This window comes from Jeongeupia wiesaeckerbachi, from assembly GCF_050916355.1.
In the GTDB taxonomy this organism is placed as follows: domain Bacteria; phylum Pseudomonadota; class Gammaproteobacteria; order Burkholderiales; family Chitinibacteraceae; genus Jeongeupia; species Jeongeupia wiesaeckerbachi.
In genome coordinates, this window is record NZ_CP136946.1 from 1,882,479 (window position 1) to 1,907,303 (window position 24,825).

At 63.1% G+C, this 24,825-nt stretch carries 23 protein-coding genes; 13 read left to right on the forward strand and 10 right to left on the reverse strand.

The window, feature by feature from the left end; translation table 11 throughout:
- Positions 1 to 143: 143 nt before the first annotated feature.
- From R0382_RS09130 to R0382_RS09160, 7 genes are all read left to right on the forward strand, one after another.
- Positions 144 to 1,769, forward strand: coding sequence for a methyl-accepting chemotaxis protein (locus tag R0382_RS09130; RefSeq protein ID WP_432724095.1), 1,626 nt, complete (start codon positions 144 to 146; stop codon positions 1,767 to 1,769).
- 71 nt (positions 1,770 to 1,840) lie between these two features.
- On the forward strand, positions 1,841 to 3,838 hold the full coding sequence (locus R0382_RS09135; RefSeq protein ID WP_432724096.1) for a UvrD-helicase domain-containing protein: 1,998 nt from the start codon (positions 1,841 to 1,843) through the stop codon (positions 3,836 to 3,838).
- A 70-nt stretch (positions 3,839 to 3,908) separates the two neighbouring features.
- Positions 3,909 to 4,466, forward strand: coding sequence for a sugar O-acetyltransferase (locus R0382_RS09140; protein WP_432724098.1), 558 nt, complete (start codon positions 3,909 to 3,911; stop codon positions 4,464 to 4,466).
- A 274-nt stretch (positions 4,467 to 4,740) separates the two neighbouring features.
- Positions 4,741 to 5,457, forward strand: a complete 717-nt coding sequence (locus tag R0382_RS09145; RefSeq protein ID WP_432724100.1) for an ABC transporter permease — start codon at positions 4,741 to 4,743, stop codon at positions 5,455 to 5,457.
- A 63-nt stretch (positions 5,458 to 5,520) separates the two neighbouring features.
- Positions 5,521 to 6,429: a glycine betaine ABC transporter substrate-binding protein gene (locus R0382_RS09150; protein WP_432724102.1), complete on the forward strand. Its 909-nt coding sequence runs from the start codon at positions 5,521 to 5,523 to the stop codon at positions 6,427 to 6,429.
- Complete coding sequence (locus tag R0382_RS09155) at positions 6,429 to 7,088, forward strand: ABC transporter permease (RefSeq protein WP_432724103.1); 660 nt, start codon at positions 6,429 to 6,431, stop codon at positions 7,086 to 7,088. Before R0382_RS09150 ends, R0382_RS09155 begins: the two co-directional genes overlap by 1 nt.
- Complete coding sequence (locus tag R0382_RS09160; protein ID WP_432724105.1) at positions 7,088 to 8,230, forward strand: osmoprotectant ABC transporter ATP-binding protein OsmV; 1,143 nt, start codon at positions 7,088 to 7,090, stop codon at positions 8,228 to 8,230. The genes R0382_RS09155 and R0382_RS09160 overlap by 1 nt, the downstream gene beginning before the upstream one ends.
- 48 nt (positions 8,231 to 8,278) lie before the next feature.
- Here R0382_RS09160 and R0382_RS09165 read toward each other — a convergent pair whose 3' ends face one another.
- Positions 8,279 to 8,890, reverse strand: coding sequence for a glutathione S-transferase (locus R0382_RS09165; RefSeq protein ID WP_432724106.1), 612 nt, complete (start codon positions 8,888 to 8,890; stop codon positions 8,279 to 8,281).
- Between the two features lie 101 nt (positions 8,891 to 8,991).
- Positions 8,992 to 10,773: an ABC transporter transmembrane domain-containing protein gene (locus R0382_RS09170; RefSeq protein WP_432724107.1), complete on the reverse strand. Its 1,782-nt coding sequence runs from the start codon at positions 10,771 to 10,773 to the stop codon at positions 8,992 to 8,994.
- 191 nt (positions 10,774 to 10,964) lie between these two features.
- On the opposite strand from R0382_RS09170, the gene R0382_RS09175 reads away from it, so the two are divergent.
- Positions 10,965 to 11,843, forward strand: a complete 879-nt coding sequence (locus R0382_RS09175) for a lipid A biosynthesis lauroyl acyltransferase (RefSeq protein ID WP_432724109.1) — start codon at positions 10,965 to 10,967, stop codon at positions 11,841 to 11,843.
- Between the two features lie 87 nt (positions 11,844 to 11,930).
- On the opposite strand, the gene aceB is transcribed toward R0382_RS09175, so the two are convergent.
- Positions 11,931 to 13,529 (reverse strand): malate synthase A, encoded by a 1,599-nt coding sequence (gene aceB, locus R0382_RS09180; RefSeq protein ID WP_432724110.1) that lies wholly within the window; start codon positions 13,527 to 13,529, stop codon positions 11,931 to 11,933.
- A gap of 112 nt (positions 13,530 to 13,641) precedes the next feature.
- Here aceB and R0382_RS09185 point away from each other — a divergent pair, with 112 nt between their 5' ends.
- Both R0382_RS09185 and R0382_RS09190 read left to right on the forward strand, forming a co-directional pair.
- Positions 13,642 to 14,538 carry a LysR family transcriptional regulator gene (locus R0382_RS09185; protein ID WP_432724112.1) on the forward strand — a complete coding sequence of 299 codons (897 nt, stop codon included), beginning with the start codon at positions 13,642 to 13,644 and terminating at the stop codon, positions 14,536 to 14,538.
- 104 nt (positions 14,539 to 14,642) lie between these two features.
- Positions 14,643 to 15,002 carry a 5-carboxymethyl-2-hydroxymuconate Delta-isomerase gene (locus R0382_RS09190; protein ID WP_432724114.1) on the forward strand — a complete coding sequence of 120 codons (360 nt, stop codon included), beginning with the start codon at positions 14,643 to 14,645 and terminating at the stop codon, positions 15,000 to 15,002.
- Positions 15,003 to 15,105: 103 nt separating this feature from the next.
- Here R0382_RS09190 and R0382_RS09195 read toward each other — a convergent pair whose 3' ends face one another.
- From R0382_RS09195 to aceA, 5 genes are all read right to left on the reverse strand, one after another.
- On the reverse strand, positions 15,106 to 15,465 hold the full coding sequence (locus R0382_RS09195) for a hypothetical protein (RefSeq protein ID WP_432724115.1): 360 nt from the start codon (positions 15,463 to 15,465) through the stop codon (positions 15,106 to 15,108).
- 186 nt (positions 15,466 to 15,651) lie between these two features.
- Positions 15,652 to 16,053 (reverse strand): hypothetical protein, encoded by a 402-nt coding sequence (locus R0382_RS09200; RefSeq protein ID WP_432724117.1) that lies wholly within the window; start codon positions 16,051 to 16,053, stop codon positions 15,652 to 15,654.
- Positions 16,054 to 16,074: 21 nt separating this feature from the next.
- On the reverse strand, positions 16,075 to 16,605 hold the full coding sequence (locus tag R0382_RS09205) for a GTP-binding protein (RefSeq protein ID WP_432719268.1): 531 nt from the start codon (positions 16,603 to 16,605) through the stop codon (positions 16,075 to 16,077).
- Positions 16,602 to 17,252: a hypothetical protein gene (locus R0382_RS09210; RefSeq protein WP_432719269.1), complete on the reverse strand. Its 651-nt coding sequence runs from the start codon at positions 17,250 to 17,252 to the stop codon at positions 16,602 to 16,604. The genes R0382_RS09205 and R0382_RS09210 overlap by 4 nt, the downstream gene beginning before the upstream one ends.
- 529 nt (positions 17,253 to 17,781) lie before the next feature.
- Positions 17,782 to 19,062 carry an isocitrate lyase gene (aceA, locus tag R0382_RS09215; protein WP_432719270.1) on the reverse strand — a complete coding sequence of 427 codons (1,281 nt, stop codon included), beginning with the start codon at positions 19,060 to 19,062 and terminating at the stop codon, positions 17,782 to 17,784.
- 258 nt (positions 19,063 to 19,320) lie between these two features.
- On the opposite strand from aceA, the gene grpE reads away from it, so the two are divergent.
- On the forward strand, positions 19,321 to 19,860 hold the full coding sequence (gene grpE, locus R0382_RS09220) for a nucleotide exchange factor GrpE (RefSeq protein ID WP_432719271.1): 540 nt from the start codon (positions 19,321 to 19,323) through the stop codon (positions 19,858 to 19,860).
- Between the two features lie 38 nt (positions 19,861 to 19,898).
- Here the strand turns inward: grpE and R0382_RS09225 are convergent, their stop codons facing one another.
- Positions 19,899 to 20,156 carry a hypothetical protein gene (locus tag R0382_RS09225; RefSeq protein WP_432719272.1) on the reverse strand — a complete coding sequence of 86 codons (258 nt, stop codon included), beginning with the start codon at positions 20,154 to 20,156 and terminating at the stop codon, positions 19,899 to 19,901.
- On the opposite strand from R0382_RS09225, the gene dnaK reads away from it, so the two are divergent.
- Positions 20,155 to 22,077, forward strand: a complete 1,923-nt coding sequence (dnaK, locus tag R0382_RS09230; RefSeq protein ID WP_432719273.1) for a molecular chaperone DnaK — start codon at positions 20,155 to 20,157, stop codon at positions 22,075 to 22,077. The genes R0382_RS09225 and dnaK overlap by 2 nt on opposite strands.
- A 71-nt stretch (positions 22,078 to 22,148) precedes the next feature.
- Entirely contained in the window at positions 22,149 to 23,279 is a 1,131-nt protein-coding gene (dnaJ, locus tag R0382_RS09235; RefSeq protein WP_432719275.1) for a molecular chaperone DnaJ, read from the forward strand.
- A gap of 83 nt (positions 23,280 to 23,362) precedes the next feature.
- Here the strand turns inward: dnaJ and R0382_RS09240 are convergent, their stop codons facing one another.
- On the reverse strand, positions 23,363 to 24,802 hold the full coding sequence (locus tag R0382_RS09240) for a diguanylate cyclase (protein WP_432719276.1): 1,440 nt from the start codon (positions 24,800 to 24,802) through the stop codon (positions 23,363 to 23,365).
- Positions 24,803 to 24,825 lie beyond the last annotated feature (23 nt).

Here is a 24,825-nt window from a genome sequence, read left to right on the forward strand (position 1 = left end):
GGGCAGGCTCGGGTGATCCGGCGAGGCGTGCGGAGCAGCCGGCTATCGCCGTTGTCATACTTGTTCTGGTGTTTGCTGAATATTGTCTGACAATAACTGTTGTGAATGAGTGCGATTGTGCAATCGCACATCGGAGGCTGGTCATGTTTTCGAACACAACGATTCGCCACAGGCTGTGGCTGTTGATCGTGCTGGTACTGCTTGTGATTTCCGCCGGTACGGTGGCTGCGCTGCTGAACGAGCGCCGGGAAATGCTCGATGCCCGCCGTACGGCGACACACCATCTGGTCGATGTCGCCTACAACGTGATGGCGCACTACGGCCGGCTTGCCCAGGAAGGCCGAATGCCGCTTGGCGAGGCGCAGACGGCGGCGGCCGATACGATCACTGGCCTGCGTTACGACGACGGCAACTACTTTGCCTTGTATGACACGCGCTACACGATGGTGCGTCACCCGATCAAACCCGAACTGAACGGCAAGGACCAGCGCGACCTCAAGGACCCGAGGGGAATCCGCATGGTCGTCGAGCTGGTCGATGCTGCGGTGCGCAATCGCGGCGAGTTCGTCGATTACCAGTGGGCCAAGCCGGGCAGCAAGACGCCGGTCGACAAGATTGGCACCAGCCGGCTTTACGCTCCTTGGGGCTGGGTCGTGGCGACCGGCGTCTATGTCGACGACGTCGAGGCCGCATTCCACAGCAAGGCCTGGCTCTGGGGCAGCGCCATCAGCGCCGTGCTGGTGCTGCTGGTGTTGGCCGCTTGGTTCATTGCGCACAGCATCAGCGCGCCGCTTGAGCGTCTGCGCGACCATATGGGCGAAATCGCCCGTACCGGCGACCTGACGCTGGGCAATCGCCCGGTTGCAGGCGGCGAGGCCGGGCAGATCGGCACGGCGTTCTTCTCGTTGATCGACCGCTTTCGCGGCATCCTGCGCGACGTGGCGCAGGGCTCGCGCGAGGTGTCGGGCGAGATCGGCGATCTGGCGCGCAACATGAAGGTGATCGAGGAGAGCTCGCACACGCAGAACCGCTCGGCAATGGCGACGGCGGCGACGGTCGAGCAGATCAGCAGCAGCATCGGCCAGATCACCGCGCATATCGACGAAGTGGCCGGCCTGTCCGAGCAGGCGCATGAGCTGTCGCAGCAAGGGCGGTCGGCGGTCGGACGGGCAACGGGCGAAATGCAGCGAATTGCCGCATCGGTCGGCGAATCGGCGCAGGTGGTGCAGACGCTGGGCGAGCGCTCCGGGCAGATTTCGGCCATTGTCTCGACGATTCACGACATTGCCGATCAGACCAATCTGCTGGCGCTGAATGCCGCGATCGAAGCCGCACGTGCCGGCGAATTCGGCCGGGGTTTTGCCGTGGTCGCCGACGAGGTACGCAAGCTGGCCGAGCGCACCAGCGACGCAACGCGGCAAATCACGACGATGACCGACGCGATCCAGCACGATACCGGCGCCGCGGTCGAGGGCATTCGCGGTGTCAGCGATCTGGCCTTGAGCGGGGTGACGCTGGTCGGTGAGGCCGGGACGACGGTCTCGCAGATCGACGAACGGACGAGCGAAGTGTCGGGCATCCTCGGCGAAATCGCCCAGGCGGCGGGCGAGCAATCGCAGGCCAGCCGCGAGATCGCCCGCAATGTCGAGGCGATCACGGCCACCGGGCAGCAGAACGTGCAGGCGATCGGTGAAATCGCCAACGCGTCGGCGCATCTGGCGGCCATGGCAAACCGGCTCGACGGCGTCGTCGCCCAGTTCAGGGTGTAGCGGCAGTCGGCCGGAACGGAGCCGGGCAGGGGGCGTGATAGAATCGCAAACCCTTGAAGGAAAACCGCTTTATGCTCGACAAGCTCAACGAACCGCAACGCGAAGCCGTCAAATACCTGGGCGGCCCCTGCCTCGTGCTCGCGGGGGCTGGCTCGGGCAAGACGCGGGTGATCACGCAGAAGATCGCCTACATGATCGGTCAGGCCGGGATGGATGCGCGCAATATCGCGGCGATCACCTTCACCAACAAGGCCGCGCGCGAAATGCAGGAGCGCGTCGGCGCGCTGATGGATGCCTCAAGGCTCAAGGGGCTGACGGTATCGACCTTTCACAGCCTCGGCATGCGCATCCTGCGCGAGGAAGCCCGGCACCTCGGCTACAAGCCGCAGTTCTCGATTCTGGATTCGGCCGATGCGAGCAAGATTATCGCCGATATCGTCAGCACGACCGACAAGCAGCTGATCCGCTCGACGGTCAGCCAGATTTCCTTGCTCAAGAACGACCGGATCTCACCCGATACAGCGCTGGTGCGCGCCAGTTCGGACGGTGAAATGCATCTGGCCAAAGTCTATCGCGCCTACCAGGACACGCTGCAGGCGTATCAGGCGGTCGATTTCGACGACCTGATCCGCTTGCCGGTCGACCTGTTCGAAGGCAACGAGGAAGTGCTGACCAAGTGGCAGCACCGGCTGCGTTACCTGCTGATCGACGAATGCCAGGACACCAATACCACGCAGTACGACATGGTGAAGCAACTGACCGGCATCACCGGGCTGTTTACCGCGGTGGGCGACGACGACCAGTCGATCTACGCCTGGCGCGGCGCCAATATGGAAAACCTGCGGCAGCTCTCGACCGACTTCCCGAAGATCAAGGTGATCAAGCTCGAGCAGAACTACCGCTCGGTCGCGCGCATCCTGCGCTGCGCCAACGCGGTGATCGCCAACAACCCGAAGCTGTTCGAAAAAACGCTGTGGTCGGACCTCGGTATCGGTGATCCGGTGCAGGTGATCGAAGCCAAGAACGACGAGCACGAAGCCGAGCTGGTGGCGATGAAGCTGCTGGCACACAAGTTCGAGCACGGCACCGATTTCAAGGACTACGCGATCCTCTATCGCGGCAACCATCAGGCGCGCATTGTCGAAACCCAGCTGCGCATGCACAAGATTCCGTACACGATTTCGGGCGGCCAGTCGTTTTTCGACAAGGCCGAGATCAAGGACGTGCTGTCCTATCTGCGGCTGATCGCCAACGAGGACGACGATCCGGCCTTCATCCGCGCGGTGACGACGCCCAAGCGCGGCGTCGGCAATGTTACGTTGGAGAAGCTTGGCGCCTACGCGGCCGAGCGGCAGGTTTCGCTGTTCGCCGCCGTCTACGAGGAAGGCTTCGTCTGGCAGGTGCAGGCGACGCAGTACGAACCGCTGAAGCAGTTCTGCGATTTCATCGGCCGGATGCAGTTCGAGGCGCCACGCGCACCGGCGGGCGAGCTATTGCGCCAGCTGCTCGACGCCATCGACTTCGAAACCTGGCTCTACGACAGCGACGAACCCAAGCCGGCTGAAACCAAGTGGAAGACCGTGCTCGAGCTGGTTGACTGGGTTGCCAAGCAGGGCGAGAACAACGGCAAGAACCTGATCGAGATCAGCCAGACGATCGCGCTGATCACGATGCTGCAGGGCCGTGACGAGGACGAGGTCGACGCGGTGAAGATGTCGACCTTGCATGCGAGCAAGGGCCTCGAATACCCGCATGTTTTCCTCGTCGGTTGCGAGGAGGACATCCTGCCGCACCAGAACTCGATCGAATCGAATATGGTCGAGGAAGAGCGGCGCTTGATGTATGTCGGCATCACCCGGGCGCAGCGCAGCCTGACGATCAGCTATTGCGGCAAGCGCCGTCGCGGTGGCGAGTGGCAAATCGTCCAGCCAAGCCGTTTCCTGCGCGAGCTGCCCGGCGACGACGTGCGTTTCTCGGGCCGGCTGGCCGGCGACAAGGCCGAGGGCGCAATCAGCAAGCAGGAGGGCCGGGCGATGCTGGCGGGGATGTTGGCCAAGCTCGGCGGTTGAGCAAGAATCGGCTGGCGTCGTGCGATCGGCGCGGTAAGCTGTGGGCTTCTCAATATGCGGAGCCGCGCCGATGACCGAACTCGACAAACTGCTTGCCGGCGAGCCCTTCGATTTCTACGCGCCCGAGATGGTTGCGATGCGCAAGAATGCCGAGCGCCTGCTGCGGCAGATCGCCCAGACCGAGTCGGAGCAGCAGGCGCCGCTGTGGCGCGAGCTCTTCGGCGCGCTGGGCGAGGGCAGCTGGGTACGCGCGCCGCTGTTCTGCGAATACGGCAAGTCGATCCGCATCGGTGATCACAGCTTCCTGAATGCCGGGGTGACGTTGCTCGACGGCACGGCGATCACGATCGGCAACCATGTGCTGGTCGGGCCGAATGTCCAGTTCTACGGTGCCACGCACCCGATCGACCATATCGAGCGACGCGACTGGACCGCGCGCTGGAAGCCGATTTTCATCGAAGATGATGTGTGGATCGGCGGAAATGCCGTTATTTTCCAAGGCGTGACGATCGGTGCGCGATCCATCGTCGGGGCCGGTGCCGTGGTGCTCAAGGACGTGCCGCCGGACACCATCGTCGGTGGCAATCCGGCGCGGATCATTCGCCAGATCGGCCCCGGCGATCGCTGAAGTCGTCGCGTCGTTACGCCGTGTTCCGGGCATAGAATCGAAAGTGTGTAGTTTGTAAAACGCAGTAACAAAGTGTTATAAATAAAAGCCTCAGTCAGACGGCGCTCTCGCGCCACTCAATCTGGCAGCCGTTTCGCGGCTGCCATTCGCGCTTCCGCGCACCGGGTTCGGCATCGGCCGGACACCTTCGTAAGGCAGCTCTCTTAGTTGTCGCGATCATTACAGCGAATCGCTGTCGGCCTTGTGCCGCCATGCTTTTCGCCAAGGAGGACGCATGAACAAAAGAGCGTTTTTAAAGCGCAGCAGTATCGGGCTCGTACTGGCAGCGGCGGTCGTCGCCGCTCTCGTCTTCGGCGTTGGCCCTGCCGAAATCTCCCAGTACCGCGAAGACCTCGTTTACCTCGGCCAGCAGCACCTCTACCTCGTTGGTGTGTCGATGACGCTGGCCCTCCTCGTTGGCCTGCCCAGCGGTGTGCTCCTGAGCCGGCCGTGGGCGAAGCGTTATGCCGAGCACGGCATGCAGGTGTTCAACATCGGCAACACGCTGCCGCCGATGGCAGTGCTGGCGCTGGCGATGGTCGTCGTCGGCATCGGCGACAAGCCGGCGATCGTCGCCTTGTTCCTCGCGTCCCTGCTGCCCATCGTCCGCAATACCTATGCCGGCCTGTCGGGACTGTCGCCGACGCTGCTCGAAGCGGCCAACGCGATCGGCATGACGCCGCGGCAACGGCTGTGGCGGGTTGAGCTGCCCAATGCCTTGCCGGTGATCCTGTCCGGCGTGCGCATTGCGCTGGCGATCAACGTCGGCACCGCGCCGCTGGCTTTCCTGATCGGTGCCAGCAGTTATGGCGAGCTGATTTTCCCGGGCATCTACCTGAACAACCACACGGCCCTGATGCTGGGGGCCGCCGGGACCGCGCTGATTGCGCTGGTGCTGGACCTGATGGTTGCCAGCCTGGGCAAGTTCATGAGCCCGCGCGGCGTCGCCTGACGACCGCACTATCCCTGTCTCCCGCTGCTGCTTCAGGGCGGGCTTCAACAAGGAGGACGCTTTATGACGATTCTGTCGTCACTTTCCAAACGGTTCATGCTGACGGCGATGCTGCTGCTGGCCTGCACGCCGGCGCTGGCCGCGGCCAACCTGGTGCTGGGCAGCAAGAACTTCACCGAGCAACACATCCTGTCGTCGCTGACCACGCAATACCTCAGCGCCAAGGGCTACCAGATCGAAAAAAAGACCGATCTGGCGACGATCATCATGCGCAATGCCTTGCTGAACAAGCAGCTTGACGTGGTCTGGGATTACACCGGCAACGGCTTGATCATTTACAACCACATCAGCGAGCGGATGAGCGATGCCGACGCGTATGCGACGGTCAAGCGGCTCGACGAGCCCAATGGCCTGACCTGGCTGAACCCGGCGCCGCTGAACAATACCTATGCACTGGCGATGAAGCGCGATCGCGCCGAAGCCGAAGGTATTCACAGCGTGTCCGATCTGGTGGCCAAAATGGGCGCTGCAGCCCAGGCCGGCCAGCGCTGGCAGCTTGGCTTCGACATGGAGTTCGCCGGTCGTTCCGACGGCCTCAAGCCGATGCAGGCGCTCTACAAGTTTGCGCTGACCCGGCCGCAGATCCGCCAGATGGATCCGGGCCTCGTCTACAACGCAATCCGCGACGGCTTTGTCGATGCCGGCCTCGTCTACACCACCGACGGCCGGGTGCAGGGCTTCGACCTGCTGGTGCTTGAGGACGATCTGCACTATTTCCCGAGCTATGCCGCGACGCCGGTCGTGCGCGCGGAGGTGCTGGCGCAGCATCCGGGGCTGGCGGGCGAGCTGAATACGCTCTCGGCGCTGCTCGACAACGAGACGATGTCGGCGCTGAACGCCAAGGTCGACATCGACCACCGCCCCGTTGACGACGTCGCCGCCGAGTTCTTGCGCGAGAAGGGGCTGATCTGATGGAAACCTTGAATCAAACCGCCGCCTATCTCTGGCACAGCCTGCCGTTCATTCTCGGCCTGACCAAGCAGCATCTGATGCTGGTCGGCATCGCAGTCGGTCTGGCGGTGCTGATTGGCGTGCCGCTCGGTGTGCTGATCGTGCGCTTCAAGTCGCTGGCCGGCGTGGTGCTGAGTCTGGCGACGCTGGTGCTGACGATTCCGGCAATCGCCCTGTTCGGCCTGATGATTCCGCTGTTCTCCTTGATCGGTCAGGGCATCGGCGCGGTGCCGGCGGTGACCGCGGCCTTTCTGTATTCGCTGCTGCCCATCGTGCGCAATACGCATACCGCGCTGACGACGGTCGATCCCGGCGTGCGCGAGGCCGGCCGCGGTATCGGCCTGACCTTCTGGCAGCGACTCAAATGGGTCGAACTGCCGCTGGCGGTGCCGCTGATCTTTGGCGGCATCCGGACCGCCGTCGTCCTCAATATCGGCGTGATGGCGATTGCCGCCATCGTCGGCGCCGGCGGGATCGGCACGCTGATCCTGCATGGCATCAGTCAGAGCGATATCCGCAAGCTGATTGCCGGCGCCGTCGTGGTGAGCCTGCTCGCCGTCGTGATGGACCAGGTGCTGCTTCGTCTGCAGCGTGTACTGACCCCGAAAGGAATCCGCTGATGATCGAACTCAAGAACCTCACCAAACAATTCATCCAGAAGAACGGCCAGCCGTTCAACGCCGTCAACGACGTCAACCTCGTCGTCCCCGAAGGTGAAATCTGCGTGCTGCTCGGTCCGTCGGGCTGCGGCAAGACGACGACGATGAAGATGATCAACCGCTTGATTGAGCCGACCTCGGGCCAGGTGCTGATCAATGGCGAAGACACCGCCGGCATCGATACCGTGACCTTGCGCCGCAATATCGGCTACGTGATCCAGCAGATCGGCCTGTTCCCGAACATGACGATCGAGGACAACATCACCATCGTGCCGCGCATGCTCGGCTGGGACAAAAAGCGCTGCCGCGAACGCGCGCGCGAGCTGATGAGCATGGTTGCGCTCGATCCGAACCGCTTCCTGCATCGCTATCCGAAGGAAATGTCCGGCGGCCAGCAGCAGCGGATCGGCGTGATCCGCGCACTGGCGGCCGATGCGCCGGTGCTGCTGATGGACGAGCCCTTCGGCGCGGTCGACCCGATCAACCGCGAGCAGATCCAGAACGAATTCCTGCTGATGCAGCGCCAGCTCGGCAAGACGGTGATGCTGGTCAGCCACGATATCGACGAGGCGATCAAGCTCGGCGACCGGATCGCCGTGTTCCGTCAGGGCCAGATCGTCCAGTGCGCCGGGGCTGATGAAATCCTTGCCAAGCCGGCCGACGAGTTCGTAGCGTCCTTCGTCGGTCACGACCGGACGCTGAAACGGTTGTTGCTGGTGCAGGCCGGCGATGTCGCCGATGCGCAGGAAGCGCATACCGCGACGCTGGATATGCCGCTGAGTCAGGCTTTCGGCGTGATGGACGACAACGATTTCCGCTATCTGGCCGTGGTCGATGCCGACGGCAAGCCGCTGGGCTATGTGCAGCGCAAGGATGCCAAGGCGGCTGAAGGCGTGTGCGCCGACAAGCTCAAGCCCTTTGCCGCCACGTCGGCGCCGGACGAGAATCTGCGCGTGGTGCTGTCCAAGTTGTACGAACACAACCTGACCTGGATGCCGGTGCTTGACGCCGATGGTCGCTACAACGGCGAAGTGTCGCAGGACTATATCGCCAGCTTCCTCAACTCGGGCAGGACGCGCGAGCGCAAGCGCGTGCAGGCCTAGGCCATGAAAAAAGGGCGCCAATGGCGCCCTTTTTTTGGCAGGAGCGGCTCAGACCGCCGGTGGCCGGGTATCGGCAAACGAAGGCCGGGCGTCGAGGCGGGCGCGCAGCTCGGCCAGATTCGGGTGCAAGGTCGTCCATTGCAAATCCGGAAAGCGCATGTCGAGGTAGCCGAGCATGCAGCCGACGGCAATGTCGGCCAGCGTGAAGCTGTCGCCGGTACACCACTTGCGTTCGGCGAGATCGGCGGCGACGCGCTCAAGCCCGCGATCGACCTTGGCGCGTTGCTTGGCAGACCACTCGGCGCTCTGCTGCGCCGGCGGACGGCGCGATTCCATCACGACCAGTATGGCCGCGTCGGTGATCCCGTCGGCGAGCGCTTCCCAGCGTTTGACGCTGATGCCCTGGCGGTGATCGGCGGGAATCAGTTTGCCGACCGGCGAGATCTGGTCGAGGTAATCGACGATCACGCTCGAGTCGTACAAGGGCTTGCCGTCGTCGAGCAGCAGGACCGGCACCTTGCCAAGCGGGTTCTGCGCAGCGATCTGGTTGTCCGGGTCGTGCGGCGAATCCTCGACCAACTGGTAGTCGATGTGCTTTTCGGCAAGCACGATGCGGACCTTGCGGCCAAAAGGGCTGGTGAGCGAGCTGATCAGTTTCATGGCCGGGACACGCGTGAAGGCAGGCGACGCGATTCTAATCGGCCGGTCTGACTTCGGCCATTGGGGTTGTTGGCAAGCAACATATCAGTGAAATCGAATATTCATGACAGTTTCTCGCGTGCTTCGACCGGTCGGGCCGGATCGCCGAACTGCAGCGCCGCGAGCTGCGCGTATAGCGGCGAGCTGTGCAGCAGATCGACATGCCGGCCCTGGGCGACGATGCGGCCGTGCTCGAGCACGACGATCCAGTCGGCTTCCAGCACCGTCGCCAGCCGGTGCGCGATCACCAGCGTCGTGCGGTTGTGCGCGGCGTTGTCGAGCGCCTGCTGCACCAGCCGCTCGCTGGCGGCGTCGAGCGCGCTGGTCGCTTCGTCGAGCAGCAGGATAGGCGGGTTTTTCAGGATCGCCCGGGCAATGGCGATGCGCTGACGCTGGCCGCCTGACAGCCGCACGCCACGCTCGCCAAGGAAGGTGTCGTAACCCTGAGGCAACTCGGCGATGAAACCGGCCGCTGCCGCGGCTTCAGCCGCCTGTTCGATCTCGGCCTGCGTCGCGTCGGGCCGGCCGTAGCGGATGTTGTCGGCGACGCTGCCGGCAAAAATCACCGACTCCTGCAGCACCACGCCGATATGCCGGCGCAGCGTCGCCATCGACAGATCCCCGGTGTCGACGCCGTTGAGCCGGACGGTGCCGGCCTGTGGTTCGTAAAAGCGCAGCAAGAGCTGGAACAGCGTCGTCTTGCCGGCGCCCGAAGGCCCGACCAGCGCGATGTGCTCGCCCGGCCGGATATGCAGCGACAGGCCGGCGAGCGCCGGCGTATCGGGGCGCGACGGGTAGGCGAAGTCGATGGCGTCGAATTCGATGCCGAGCTGGTTGTCCGGCAGGGGCTGCGGTTCGGCCGCGTCCTGTACCGGTGAGCGCGTGCCGAGCAGTTGCAGCAGCCGTTCGGTGGCGCCGGCGGCGCGTTGCAGGTCGCCCCAGACTTCGGCGATCGCACCGACCGCGCCGGCGGTGACGACGGCGTAAAGGATGAATTGCGACAGCTCGCCGGCGCTCATCGTGCCGGCCAGCACCGCCTGCGCGCCGAGCCAGAGCACGAACACCACGGCGGCGAACATCAGCACGATGACCATCGCGGTGAGCCAGGCGCGGGCACGGATCCGGGCCAGCGCGGTGCCGAAGGCGGTCTCGACCGCGCGGCCGAAGCGGGCGTTCTCGAACGGCTCCTGCGTGAACGATTGCACCGTCGGCATCGCATTGAGGACTTCGCCGGCGAGCGCGCTGGCGTCGGCGACGCGGTCCTGGCTGGCTTTCGACAGCTTGCGCACCCGCCGACCGAACACGAGGATGGGCACGATGACGGCGACCAGCGTCACGAGAATGTAGCTCGAGAGCACCGGGCTGGTGATGATCAGCATCGCCGTGCCGCCGGTGAACAGGAAGAAATTGCGCAGCCCCATCGACAGGCTGGTGCCGACGACGGTCTGGATCAGCGTGGTGTCGGTGGTCAGTCGCGACAGGACTTCGCCGGTCTGGGTGGTTTCGAAAAACTGCGGACTCATGCCCAGAACGTGTTCGTAGACGGCGCGGCGCAGGTCGGTGGTGATGCGCTCGCCCAGCCACGAGACGAGGTAGAAGCGCAGCGAGGTTGCCGCCGCCAGCACCAGCGACACCCCGAACAGCGCAATGAAGTAGCGGTCGATCTGGCCACGATGGCCGGGCGAGAAGCCGAGGTCGATCAGATAGCGGAACGCCACCGGCAGCGCCAGCGTGGCGCCGGCGGCGACTGCGAGCGCGGTGAAGGCCAGCAGCCAGCGGCCCGCATAGGGGCGCAGGAAAGGAAAGAGCGAAAACAGCGGGGTGATGCGGCGAGCGTCGGCCATGGGCGTCCGGTTCCGGTTGGGCATGCCGCATCATCGGTGATTTTGTGCCATCGCGGGGCGCGGTTTGCCGCAGATCATCTTGCGGTGAATCAATGCAATTAATTCGCAGAAGGTGTAGCGAATCCGCGTATGCTGGCCCGGCGTTGTTTTGGGCTGGCGGCGCCGATGGGAGCGCCCGCAGGAAGCAAGGTTTGACACGCAAGATCGGTTTTTATTTCGGCCTGGGCCTGTTGCGGCTGCTGGCCTGTCTGCCCTATGGCGTCGTCGCGCGCCTCGGCCATGCGCTTGGGCTCGCGCTCTACCGGTTGCCGACATCGCGCAAACGCATCGTGCATGTGAACTTGCGCCTGTGTTTTCCGGACATGGACGACGCCGAACGCGAGGCGCTGGCCAAGGCACACATCTGCCATGTGATCCGCAGCTACCTCGAGCGTGGTTTCCAGTGGTTTGGCGACGCCCGGAAAATGGCGCAGCTGATTGCGCTCGACAGCGCCATCGACCTGCACGACCCGGCGGCGCCGCCGACGATTTTCCTCGGCTTCCACTTTGTCGCGATCGAAGCCGGTTCGATGCGTTACTCATCGCAACTGCCGGTCGCGTCGCTGTACACGCCGATGTCGAACCGCTTGTTCGACGCGCTGGCCAAAACACAGCGCGGTCGCTTCGGCGCCGAAATGATTTCGCGCGCCGACAGCGCCCGCGCTTCGCTCGAATGCCTGCGGCGCGGCGTACCGGTGATGCTGGCGGCGGACATGGATTTCGGCGTACTCAATTCGGCCTTCGTGCCGTTTTTCGGCGTCGAGGCGTGCACGCTGACGTCGGTGTCCAGACTGGCAAAGCTGAGCGGCGCACGGGTCGTGCCCTTCGTCACCGAAGTACTGCCCGACTACCGCGGCTACAAGCTGCGGATCTTCGAACCGCTGGCCGACTATCCGAGCCGCGATGTTGTCGCCGACGCGCGGACGATGAACGCGTTTCTGGAAACGCAGGTGCGCCGGCTGCCCGAGCAGTATTACTGGGTGCACAAGCGTTTCAAGCACCGGCCGGAAGGGCAGCCGTCGGTGTACTGATCGTGCATTGACCGCGGTTCTCGCGCGCAATAGAAACGGCACCAGAGGGTGCCGTTTTTTGCGATTGCCCAGGCTTAGATTGGCACTTTAGAGCTTTTCGTACAGCGGCAGGGTCAGGAACTCGGCGAAATCATCGCTGGTGCTCATGGTTTCAAAGATCTGCGCCGCCTGCGTATACGGCATGGCGTTGAAGGCCGCTTCGCCGTGCTCGGCGCGGATCGCGTCGAGCGTCTCCGGAATCATGCTGCGCACCATATCGACGCTGACCTTGCGGCCGTCGTCGAGCACGCCCTTGGGCGTACGGATCCACTGCCAGACCTGCGAGCGGCTGATTTCCGCCGTTGCCGCATCTTCCATCAGATTGTGGATCGGCACGCAGCCGTTGCCGGCGAGCCACGAGCCAAGGTACTGGATGCCGACGTCGATGTTCATCCGCAGGCCGGCCTCGGTGATCGGCGTCTCCGGCTGGAAGTTCAGCAGGTCGGCAGCGGTGACGGCGACGTCGGGGCGCTGCTTGTCGAACTGGTTCGGCCGCTCGCCGAGTACCTTGACCCATTCTTCCATCGCGATCGGCACCAGGCCCGGGTGGGCCACCCAGCCACCGTCGAAGCCGTCGCCGGCGTCACGCGTCTTGTCGGCACGCACGGCGGCCATTGCCTTGTCGTTGGCTTCCGGGTCGTTCTTGATCGGGATCAGCGCGCTCATGCCGCCGATCGCCGGTGCGCCGCGCTTGTGGCAGGTCTTGACCAGATTCAGCGCGTAGGCGCGCATGAAGGGCACGGTCATGGTGATCTGCGCGCGGTTGGCGAGACAGAAGTCGCGGTCGGTCTTGAACTTCTTGATGCAGCTGAAGATGTAGTCCCAGCGGCCCGCGTTGAGCCCGGCCGAATGGTTGCGCAGTTCGTAAAGGATTTCTTCCATCTCGAACGCGGCGAGGATGGTCTCGATCAGCACCGTGGCCTTGATCGTGCCTTGCGGCAGGCCGAGTTCGTCCTGCGCCAGCACGAAGGTGTCGTTCCACAGCCGCGCTTCGAGGTGCGATTCCATCTTCGGCAGATAGAAATACGGCGCGGTGCCGCGTGCCAGCTGCTCCTCGGCGTTGTGGAACAGGAACAGCGCGAAGTCGAACAGGCCGCCGGAGACGCGCGCGCCGTCGACGGTGACATGCTTCTCGTCGAGGTGCCAGCCGCGCGGGCGTACCACCAGCGTGGCGATCTTGGCATTGAGCTGGTACTCCTTGCCGGCCTCGTTGCGGAAGGCGAGGGTACGGCGCACCGCCTGCTTGAGGTTGATCTGCCCGTGGATCTGGTTGGCCCAGTTCGGTGTGTTCGAATCCTCGAAGTCGGTCATATAGCTGTCCGCGCCCGAGTTCAGCGCGTTGATGATCATCTTCTTTTCGACCGGGCCGGTAATCTCGACGCGGCGCAAGGCCAGATCCGCCGGTACCGGTGCGATCTGCCACTCGCCCGCGCGGATGTGCGCGGTCTCGGCGAGGAAATCGGGGCGCTTGCCGGCGTCGAGTTCCTGCTGGCGCAGCACGCGGCGCGCCAGCAGCTCCTGGCGGCGGCCTTCGAAGGCGCGGTGCAGCTTGGCAACGAAGGCCAGCGCTTCCGGCGTCAGGATGGCGGCGAAGTCGTCGGAAATCGGGGCGTGGATCTGAACGCCTTGCGGCAATTGCTGGCTCATTGCGTGCTCCTCGTGATCTAGGGATGTGTGTTGCAGTGCACCCAGTCTAGACGCCGCAATGGCGACAAAAAAGCCCTAGAATGCGATAGGTTCTTTTACTTTTAAGTACATAATGGACGCGCTCAAACAGCTTCAGACGTTTATTGCCGTGGTTAATCTCGGCAGCCTGTCGGCGGCTGCGCGCGATGAGGGCGTGGTGCCGGCGGTGATCGGCCGACGACTTGACGCGCTGGAGGAAAGGCTCGGCGCCAAGCTCCTGGTCCGCACGACACGGCGGATCACGCTGACGCAGGAAGGCAGTGCGTTCTTCGAGGACGGCCAGCGCATCGTGGCCGAGCTTGACGAGGCCGAAGCCGCCGTTGCCTCGGGCAGCGCGCGCGTGCGCGGCCACCTGCGCGTAACGGCGCCGGCCGGTTTCGGCCGTCGCCACGTTGCGCCGCACATCGCGTCCTTCCAGCGCGCACACGCCGGTCTGAAAGTGACGCTCGACCTGTCCGACCGGCTGGTCGATCTGCTGGGCGAACGCGTCGATTGCGCGATCCGGATCAGCGAACTGGCCGACTCGAACCTGGTTGCGGTGCGACTGGCCGAAAACCGCCGCGTTGTCGTCGCGTCGCCGAGCTATCTGGCCGAACGCGGCATCCCGAAGACGCCGGACGATCTGGTCCGCTTCGACTGCCTGTCGCTCGGCGCCAGCCAGAGCCGAGGCTGGACGTTCCGCGTTGCTGACGAACTGATCAACTGGCGGGTGCAAGGCGTGCTCGAATGCAACGACGGCGCGGTGCTGCACGAATGGGCGTTGCGGGGTTACGGGCTGGCTTGGCGTTCACTGTGGGAAGTGCGCAGCGACGTCAGCGAAGGCCGGCTGGTCACGGTGCTCGATGCCTACTCGGCGCCGGATTATCCGGTTTATGCGGTGATGCCGCAGCGCAAGCATCTGCCACAACGGGTACGCCACTTCGTCGATCACCTCAAGGCGATCTATGCTGCGCCCGGTTACTGGGATTGAAGGCGAGCCACACGTGCAACTGCTAGGCTTGGGCCTGCTTCGCGTTGCGGGAGGGGCATTCGCCGTCCGTTCGCGACACGGATAACCACTTCAAAGGACACGATATGCCGCACCTGAGCCTGGAATACACGCAGAACCTCGCTGCTTATGACGCATCGCGCGCGCTGCGCATCCTGGGGCAGGCGATGTTCGATTCAGGTCTGTTCGGTGAATCCGACATCAAGAGCCGCGCCTGCAAGCTGGACGACCACCTGGTCGGCACCGGCGACACCGAAACCGCCTTTTTGCATGTGCAGGTGTCCTTGCTCAGCGGCAGGACCGATGCGCAAAAACAGGCGCTGAGCGTGCAGATTTCCGCCGCGTTGCAGTCCACCTTGCCGGCCGGCCATGGCCCGGTGCAACTGACCGTGGACGTGCGCGACATGGCCAAGGCGTGTTACGCCAAGGTCGTCCTGCCGGGCTGATCCGATCGGCTCGGGCCAACTACGCGGGCACCGCCGCCGAAGGGGGCGCTTCCAAAACGGAAACGGCCACGCAGTACGTGGCCGGCATGCCTGCCTTGAGGTGTCAGATCGTCAGCTCGCCTTCGGCTTCGAGCAGTTTCCGACGGGCCAGCGCCAGATTGGCCTTGCCCTTGTCCAGCACGTAGTACAGGAACACGCCTTCGTGTTTCGTCAGCGGGCGAATGATGTGGTATTGCCGGCCCAGGGTAATCAGAATGTCCTCGATCTTGTCATTCAGTTTCAGCGAGGACATGGTTTTTTGTTTGGCGCGGATCACCTCGGTATTGCCCGCCGCGGCCAGCTCCAGATCCACGCCGCTGCCGGTGCTGCCCAAAAGCATGCCGCTTTTGAAGTCGACCGCAGCGGCGGCCATTGCGCCTTCCAGACCCAAAAGCGCTTCCAGCGATTGCTGCATATCTGCCATCGTCGATTCCTCTTTGCTTGTGTGAATATATCAATGCCCGTTCGGTCGAATCGGGATACTCATTCAGTAACAATTGCTGTCGCATCTAATCACCTTGGGTATATGGCCAGGTTTTTTTGCTCTCCTTGTTATTGCATTTGCAAATGATGGAAATCAGCCATTGCCGGCGACGGTGGCAACGGCCGGTCAGGGGTGTTCCAGTCCTTTGGCGGCGCGCCGCGCCTGATAGAGCACTTGGCCGAGCACATCGGTGCCATTGACCGCCAGCGTGAGGATCATCGGAAGTTCAGGGTTCGGTATTTCGATGATGACGATCAAGCCTTCGGTGGCTTCGACGATCACGCTGCGGTGCAGCCCGATGCCGCTTTCATGGGCGCACATCACGCCGAGTGCGGAAATCGAACATCCCATGGCGGCCAATTTGGAGACTTCCACGCCATTGCGCGAACGCGCGGCGACTTCGAAGCCGTCGGAGGTGGCAATGATCATCGAAGTCCAGCTGCCGTCGAGGCTGGAAGCCAATATATCCAGTGCTTGTTTACTCTCTTTCTTCAGGAGTTCAGGCAGGTGCAATACGGCTCGATCCATGGTCGCTATCCCTGAGGCGGCTCAAGCCGCCTTGCATTCCAATTGCAATAACAAAAGCCCCAGCAGCATGCGGACCTGTTCGGCATCGCGTACGTCAACGGCAACAACCGGGCACGACGCGCCGGCGCGATCGAGGGCCACGCTGTAGTCGTCCAGCGTCGGCGACGCATGCGCGGGCAGACGGCCGACGCCGACTACACAGGCGCTGCTGGCGATCAGTTCGGCAAAATTCTGCAGATAGATGCTCAGGTCCTTCAGTGGATCAGGCCGCGAGTTGTCGACCAGAATCACGAGGCCCAGCGCGCCCTTGGCGAGAATGCGCCACATGAATTCGAAGCGGGCTTGTCCCGGAGTGCCATAAAGGCGCAGATGCTCGCTGTCGCCCAGGCGCAATTCGCCGTAGTCCAGCCCGACCGTGGTATTGGCCTTGTCGACGCTTTTATCGTTGTTCGGCACATCGACGCTGATTGACTTGACGTCGCTGATTGCCGCGATGGCGGTGGTTTTGCCGGCACCCATCGTGCCGGTGAACAGGATCTTGTACTCTGTCACGGCCGTTTTCCTTGCTGCCCATCCAGATTCAAGCGCTGGCGAATACGTTCCAGCAGCCCGAGGTTGGTGTTTTTGTTCTGGCCGGGATGCTGCGGAGGTGTCTCGGCGGCGGTGACGCGCTGTAGTAGTCCCCATTCGGTGGCCTGCTGAACGAATCCAGCACATGCCACTTGCTCGATGCCCGAGCGTTCACTCAATTCGGCTGCACTCATTGCTCTGGACAGAAGCAAAGTGGCCAACTTGATATAGCGGGCATCCTGCTGCAGCAATTTCTGCGGGGGCCATACTTTTAGCCTGACCAATTCATCGCCGGATGTTGCTTCCGGCAGTGCCAGGCTGCGTGTGGCCTGATCCAGCCGCTCAAAGACTTCATTGGCACGCAGGGGCCAGTGCAACCAGAGTTTCCCCGGGCCGGATTCGGCCGATGTCGCGCCGACTTGCAGGATGATGCGCGCCGAATGCGCGGATTCGCCGCCCGGTTCATTCCCCTGTACCAGCAGATCCAGCTGGGAGGCTTCGGCAAAATGCCATGCCGCCTGTGTTTTGCCGTCCAGTAAACGCACGATCGATTTGAAGACCATCTGGTCGCGCACAGGCATGCGGGAGAAGCCGTAGCTGAACTGCTGTGCGTTTTGCCGTTGGCTCATGATCGACTCGCCTTCCGGCGATGGATTTCGCGCGGTATGTTCAAGTGCGTTGTCTGCAAGCGTGCCGCAGGCGTTCAGCGGCGTGGTTTAAATAGCTGTATTTCCAATCAGAGTCAGATTCAAGTTAGATATTAGCGTTTGCTAAATCAAGCTATGTGAAATTTTTATATCGCTTTGCCGCTGGGTCCGTCTGGTCGGCAGGTGCGCGACCTGGCTGCCACAATCGATTTTCCTGCGCGCAGCACCCTAGGTGAAGCGTGGTTCTGGGCAGGGACGGGAACTGAAGTGCGTGCGATCACGGCCGATCGAGGGATTGGCTACCGCAGCGGGCGTGGGTATACGGGAGAAACCAAGCTCGCAGGATCAAACGGCTGGCAGAGGGTGTGGCGGCACTGCGGATGCAGCAGGCGGCAGGCATGGACCGCATCCATGCAGCATGGGGAGTGTTTCAGGCAGGGGGGCCAGCCACGCGACCGGGCCGCGTGGGGACGGAGGTGGCCCGGCGACGACGCCGGGCCCTTGTTCCGTTTTAGTGGAACTGTTCTTCCTCGGTCGAACCGGTCAGCGCAGTGGTGCTCGACTGACCCTGCTGGATCACCTGGGTGACCGAGTCGAAGTAGCCGGTGCCGACCTCACGCTGGTGCTTGACCGCGGTAAAGCCACGATCGGCGGCGGCGAACTCGGCCTGTTGCAATTCGACGAAGGCGCTCATGCCGGTACGGGCATAGCCGTGCGCGAGGTTGAACATGCCGTAGTTCAGTGCGTGGAAGCCGGCCAGCGTGATGAACTGGAACTTGTAGCCCATCGCGCCGAGTTCCTTCTGGAACTTGGCGATCGTCGCGTCGTCGAGGTTCTTCTTCCAGTTGAAGCTCGGCGAACAGTTGTAGGCCAGCATCTTGCCCGGGAATTTGGCATGGATCGCGTCGGCGAAGGCACGCGCGTACTCGAGGTCGGGCTTGCCGGTTTCGCACCAGATCAGGTCGGCGTACGGCGCGTAGGCGAGGCCACGCGAAATCGCCTGTTCCAGACCCGGCTTGGTCCGGTAGAAGCCTTCCGGCGTGCGCTCACCGGTGCAGAACGGCTTGTCGTTGTCGTCGACGTCGCTGGTCAAGAGGTCGGCGGCTTCGGCGTCGGTACGGGCGACGAGGATCGTCGGCACGCCGAGCACGTCGGCTGCAAGACGCGCAGCGGCGAGCTTTTCGACCGCTTCGCGCGTCGGTACCAGCACCTTGCCACCCATGTGGCCGCATTTCTTCACCGAGGCGAGCTGATCTTCGAAGTGCACGCCGGCGGCGCCGGCTTCGATCATGCCCTTCATCAGTTCGAACGCGTTCAGCACACCGCCGAAGCCGGCTTCTGCATCGGCGACGATCGGCGCGTAGTAGTCGATGCTGTCGTCGCCTTCGGCGTGGCTGATCTGGTCGGCGCGCTGGAAGGTGTTGTTGATGCGACGGACGACCGCCGGCACCGAGTTGGCCGGATACAGCGATTGGTCTGGGTACATTTCGCCGGCGATATTGGCGTCGGCGGCGACCTGCCAGCCCGACAGGTAGATCGCCTTGAGGCCGGCCTTGACCTGCTGCATGGCCTGGTTGCCGGTCAGCGCGCCGAGGGCATGCACGTACGGCGTTTCGTTCAGCAGCGCCCACAGTTTTTCCGCACCGCGGCGTGCCAAAGTGTGTTCGATCTGTAGTGAGCCGCGCAACCTTTCAACATCGGCAGCGCTGTAAGTCCGCTTGATACCTTTCCAGCGTGGATTTTCCTGCCAATCCTGCTCGAGTTGTGCAATGCGCTCTTCCCGTGTAGTCATCTCTCTCTCCCGCGTAGTGACTGGCGTTTCCGCCGAAAGCATAAGAAATTCAAGCACAAAACCGCTGCAGCGCAACATGATTTTGCGGTGCACCAATTGAGTGTAGTCCGATGGTTTTGACTACATATTGGGATTTGCCTGTACCAGCCTGATCGCATTGCCGTTTGACTGTTTTTCTGCGGTCAAAATGCTTGAAATTCCCTGCCTTGGCCCTATATAGCGGGGCAGTCTTATTGGATGTTCAGGAGTACGGAACCGATGTCGCAAGAAAACGAACAACAGCCTTTGAACCCGACCGAAACCGGACAGGACGCCGCCGTCGCGCAGAACGACGTGCAGGGGTCCGACATGGAGGTGCAGTTGTCGGCCGCGCTGGCCGATCTCGACCGTGCCCGCCAGGACGTGCTGTACGCCAAGGCCGAAATGGACAACGTCCGCCGCCGTGCCGCCGAGGAAAACGACAAGGCGCGCAAGTTCGCCGTGGAGAAATTCGCCCGCGAACTGCTGTCGGTGAAGGACGCGATGGAAATGGCGCTGCTCGACCAGTCGGGCAACTTCGAGGCGCTGAAGACCGGGGTCGATCTGACGCACAAGGCGCTGGTGTCGGCGTTCGAGAAGTTCGAACTCGTCGAAGTCGCGCCGCTCGCCGGCGACAAGCTGGACCCGAACCTGCATCAGGCCATTTCGATGGAGCCGGCGCAGCAGGAGCCGAACAGCATCGTGCGCGTGCTGCAGAAGGGTTACACCCTGTCGGGCCGCGTGCTGCGTCCGGCGATGGTCATCGTCGCCGCCGGCTGAGTCTGCGCGGCAGGCGCTCCCCGGCTGCAGTGCGCCGGTTACGGCATGCCGACCGTGGCGTCGTCGCTGTGGCGATGCGCCGGATCAGTCGATTTTCGGCGCGCGGCGGCGGCTTCAGTCGCGGTACTGCCTGGAAGCGCCAGCGCAGATCTGCTGGTTTGACGATGGCTGCTGTGGTCACTGACGCCGGGATGCGCTCTTGAAAAGTCCGCCTGCATCCCCACTTGGCTAGCAAGGTTATTCATATTGACGGTTTCGCTACGGCGGAACCAACTCATTGGAAGGAAACGAAACATGGCAAAAATCATTGGTATTGACCTGGGCACCACCAACTCCTGCGTGGCCGTGTTTGAAAACGGTCAGCCGAAGGTGATCGAGAACGCCGAAGGCGCGCGGACCACGCCGTCGATCATCGCTTATCAGGAAGATGGCGAGATCCTCGTCGGCGCGCCGGCCAAACGTCAGGCCGTCACCAACCCGCGCAACACCCTGTACGCGGTGAAGCGCCTGATCGGTCGCAAGTTCACCGACAAGGAAGTGCAGAAAGACATCGACCTGATGCCGTTCGGCATCGTCAAGGCCGACAACGGCGATGCGTGGGTGTCGGTGCGCGACAAGAAGATGGCGCCGCCGCAAATCAGCGCCGAAGTGCTGCGCAAGATGAAGAAGACCGCCGAAGACTATCTCGGCGAGGAAGTGACCGAAGCCGTGATCACCGTGCCGGCCTACTTCAACGACAGCCAGCGTCAGGCGACCAAGGATGCCGGCCGCATCGCCGGTCTGGAAGTGAAGCGCATCATCAACGAGCCGACCGCAGCGGCGCTGGCGTTCGGCCTCGACAAGCACGAGAAGGGCGACAGCAAGATTGCCGTGTATGACCTCGGCGGCGGTACCTTCGATATCTCGATCATCGAAATCGCCGATGTCGATGGCGACAAGCAGTTCGAAGTGCTCGCGACCAACGGCGACACCTTCCTCGGCGGTGAAGACTTCGACCAACGCCTGATCGACTACATCATCGGCGAGTTCAAGAAAGAACAGGGCATCGACCTGAAGCAGGACGTGATGGCGCTGCAACGGCTGAAGGAAGCCGCCGAGAAGGCCAAGATCGAACTGTCGTCGGCCGCGCAGACCGAAATCAACCTGCCGTACGTGACGATGGACGCGACCGGTCCGAAGCATCTGGTGCTGAAGATCACCCGCGCCAAGTTCGAGTCCTTGGTTGACGACCTGATCGAGCGTTCGATCGAGCCGTGCCGCATTGCGCTGAAGGACGCCGGCCTCAAGGTCTCCGACATTCACGACGTCATCCTCGTCGGCGGTCAGACCCGCATGCCGAAGGTGATGGAGAAGGTCAAAGAGTTCTTCGGCAAGGAAGCACGCCGTGACGTGAACCCGGACGAAGCCGTGGCTGTCGGCGCTGCACTGCAAGGCTCGGTGCTGTCGGGCGAGCGCAAGGACGTGCTGCTGCTGGACGTGACGCCGCTGTCGCTGGGCATCGAAACGCTGGGCGGCATCATGACCAAGCTGATCCAGAAGAACACCACGATCCCGACCAAGGCATCGCAGACGTTCTCGACCGCCGACGACAACCAGAACGCCGTGACCATCCACGTGCTGCAGGGCGAGCGTGAAAAGGCCGCTGCGAACAAGAGCCTCGGCCAGTTCAACCTGTCGGACATCCCGCCGGCGCCGCGCGGTACGCCGCAGATCGAAGTGACCTTCGATATCGACGCTAACGGCATCCTGCACGTGTCGGCCAAGGACAAGGCGACCGGCAAGGAAAACAAGATCAAGATCCAGGCGTCGTCGGGTTTGTCGGAAGACGAGATCAACCGCATGGTCAAGGATGCCGAGCTGAACGCCGAAGAGGACAAGAAACTGTCCGAACTCGTCGGCGCGCGCAACCAGGGCGACGCGATGATCCATTCGGTGAAGAAGTCGCTGGTCGAATTCGGCGACAAGATCTCCGCCGACGATAAAACCGCGATCGAAACCGCGATCAAGGAACTGGAAGAAGTCGTGACCGGTGATGACAAGGAAACGATCGAGGCCAAGACCAACGCGCTGATGCAGGCGAGCCACAAGCTGGCCGAGCAGATGTACGCGCAGCAAGGCGGTGACGCCGACGCGGCGGGTGCACAGGCGGCCGACGACAAGAAGGATGACGGCAACGTCGTTGATGCCGAATTCACCGAAGTGAAAGACAGCAAGTAATCCGGTCTCGGTTTTGGAAAAGGCACACGGCGCGCAGGGCGGGCCGGTGCCTTTTTGCTTAGGTGGAATCCATGTCCAAAAAAGATTTTTACGATGTCCTCGGCGTCAATCGCGACGCGGCGGACGACGACATCAAGAAAGCGTATCGCAAGCTGGCGATGAAGTACCATCCGGACCGCAATCCGGACAGCAAGGAAGCCGAGGAGAAGTTCAAGGAGGCCAAGGAGGCCTACGAGATCCTTTCCGAGCCGCAAAAGCGCGCTGCCTACGATCAGTACGGCCATGCAGGCGTTGATCCGCAGGCCGGCATGGGCGGTGGTTTCGGCGGCGGCGCCGGCGGTTTTGCCGATGCGTTCTCCGACATCTTCGGCGATATCTTCGGCGGTGGTGGTCAGCGTGGCGGTGGTCGCTCCAATGTCTACCGCGGTGCCGACTTGCGCTACAACATGGAGATCTCGCTCGAAGAGGCCGCGCGCGGGGTCGAGAAGCAGATCAAGATCCCGTCGCACGACGAGTGCGAGCTGTGCCACGGTAGCGGCGCCAAGCCCGGCACCGACGCCAAGACCTGCCACACCTGCGGCGGCGCCGGCCAGGTGCGCGTGTCACAGGGTTTCTTCAGCATCCAGCAAACGTGTCCGACCTGCCACGGCAGCGGCCGCTACATTCCGGATCCGTGCCGCAACTGCCATGGCACCGGTCGGGTGCAGTCGAACAAGACGCTGGCGGTGAAGATTCCGGCCGGCGTCGACGAGGGCGACCGCATCCGCCTGTCAGGCGAGGGTGAGCCGGGCGTCAACGGTGGCCCGCCGGGCGATCTGTACGTCGTCGTGCACCTGAAGGCGCACAGCGTGTTCGAGCGCGAAGGCAACGATCTGCATTGCGAAATGCCGATCAGCATTACCGTGGCGGCGCTGGGTGGCGAGATCGAAATCCCGACGCTGGACAACAAGGCGCGGATCTCGATTCCGGCCGGCACGCAAACCGGCCAGGTGTTCCGGCTGCGCGGCAAGGGCATCAAGGGTGTGCGCAGCGCGATCACCGGTGACCTGATGTGCCACGTCGTGCTCGAGACGCCAGTGAGCCTGACCAGCCGCCAGAAGGAGCTGCTGAAGGAGTTCGAGGAAATCAGCCAGGGCGAACCGGGCAAGCACAATCCGCGTGCCAAGTCGTTCATGGACAAGGTCAAAGACTTCTTCTCCTGACCTCGTCGCTTCCGGCTGCGTTTCCCGTAGCAAGTACCGGGAACAGGCTGCCTTCGGGCAGCCTTTTTCATGGGCGGGGTGCCTCAGCCTGCGCTGGCGGCGACGATGCGATCCCGCCCGGCATGCTTGGCCTGATAGAGCGCGGCGTCGGCGTTCGGCAGCATGGCGCCGAGCGCCGGCTCTGCAATCTCCGCGCTGGCGATACCGATGCTGACGGTGGCGCGTAGTGGCGCCGCGGGGTTGGCGGAAAGCTCGTGCTGGCCGAACTGGGTGCGGATCCGCTCGGCAATGCGCCAGGCGTTGGCTTGATCGCAATTGGGCAGGACGACGACAAACTCCTCGCCACCGACGCGGCCAAAAATGTCGGTATCGCGCAGCATGCCGTGCACGATGTATGCAAATTCGCGTAGCACGCGGTCGCCGGCGGCGTGACCGTGTTGGTCGTTCACCGATTTGAAATGGTCGATGTCGAGCATCAGCACCGATACCGCTTGCCGGGCCGTGTGCAGTTGCTGCATCAGCGCATCGGCGCGATCCATCAGTCCGCCGCGATTGAGTGCATCGGTCAGCGGATCGTGGGTCGCCAGATGCTGCAACTGCTTGAGCAGCGCGTTGCGCGTCCCCATGACGCTGGCGACCATCAGCGGGGCTAGCGCGATCAGGGCGATGGCAATACGCAGCGCCAGCAGCGTGTGAAGGTCGGAGGTGCTGTCGCCGAGGTGCAGTTGCCCGGTCGAGATGCAGAGCAGCATGGCGATGCCGTAGCCCGAGGTCAGCAAGCTGGTGGTAAACAGGCGGTAGCTGATGGCACACCAGAGCAGTGCCGGGATCGGATAGGCGATCGAGCCCGGGTCGTCGAGCTTGATGGCGATCACGGTACTGGCGACAAACACCGCCGCCGGCACCCATTCGGCGCTAGGGCGAAAGCGGGCGAGCCGGAAGCTTTCCGGCGACGAGGCACGCCAGGTCGGTAACGCAAGAATCACCGGCACGATCGCGAGGGCGTTGGCCAGTTCGGCCGAGAACCAGTACGAAAAACCGGCTTCGGCACTGCCATGAAACAGGATCGGGTTGATGACGGTGCCAACCGCACCCTCGGCCAGTGCGCCGGCAACGATGACCAGCACCAGATAAACGATGGATTCGGGACGGCGCAGCAGGCGGATTTCGTCGCGCTGGGTCTGATAGATCAGCAGGCCGACCAGGATGAAGGCGAAGTTGCCGGCGGTCAGCAACAGCGATTTCGTCCAGGTGCTGCCGGTCAGCAGGTCGGCCGCGACGAAACCGGCAAGCGCGCCAATCCACGACGGCAGCTTTGCGGCGCGAGGGTGGCGGACGAACACCCCCAGCAGCACGGCATTGGCCGGCCAGAAGGCGGCGAGCAGGCCCAGCGGGCGGGTGACGATGCCCAGCAAGGCCAGGCCAAAGGTCAGCAGGCCGATCAGCAGCGCGACGGACAGCGCATTGCGACTGGGCCAGCCTATGAGTGGGTCGAGCTGAATCGGCGCGCTGTTCGTCGTCATGGCGAGTATCGATGCACGAGGTG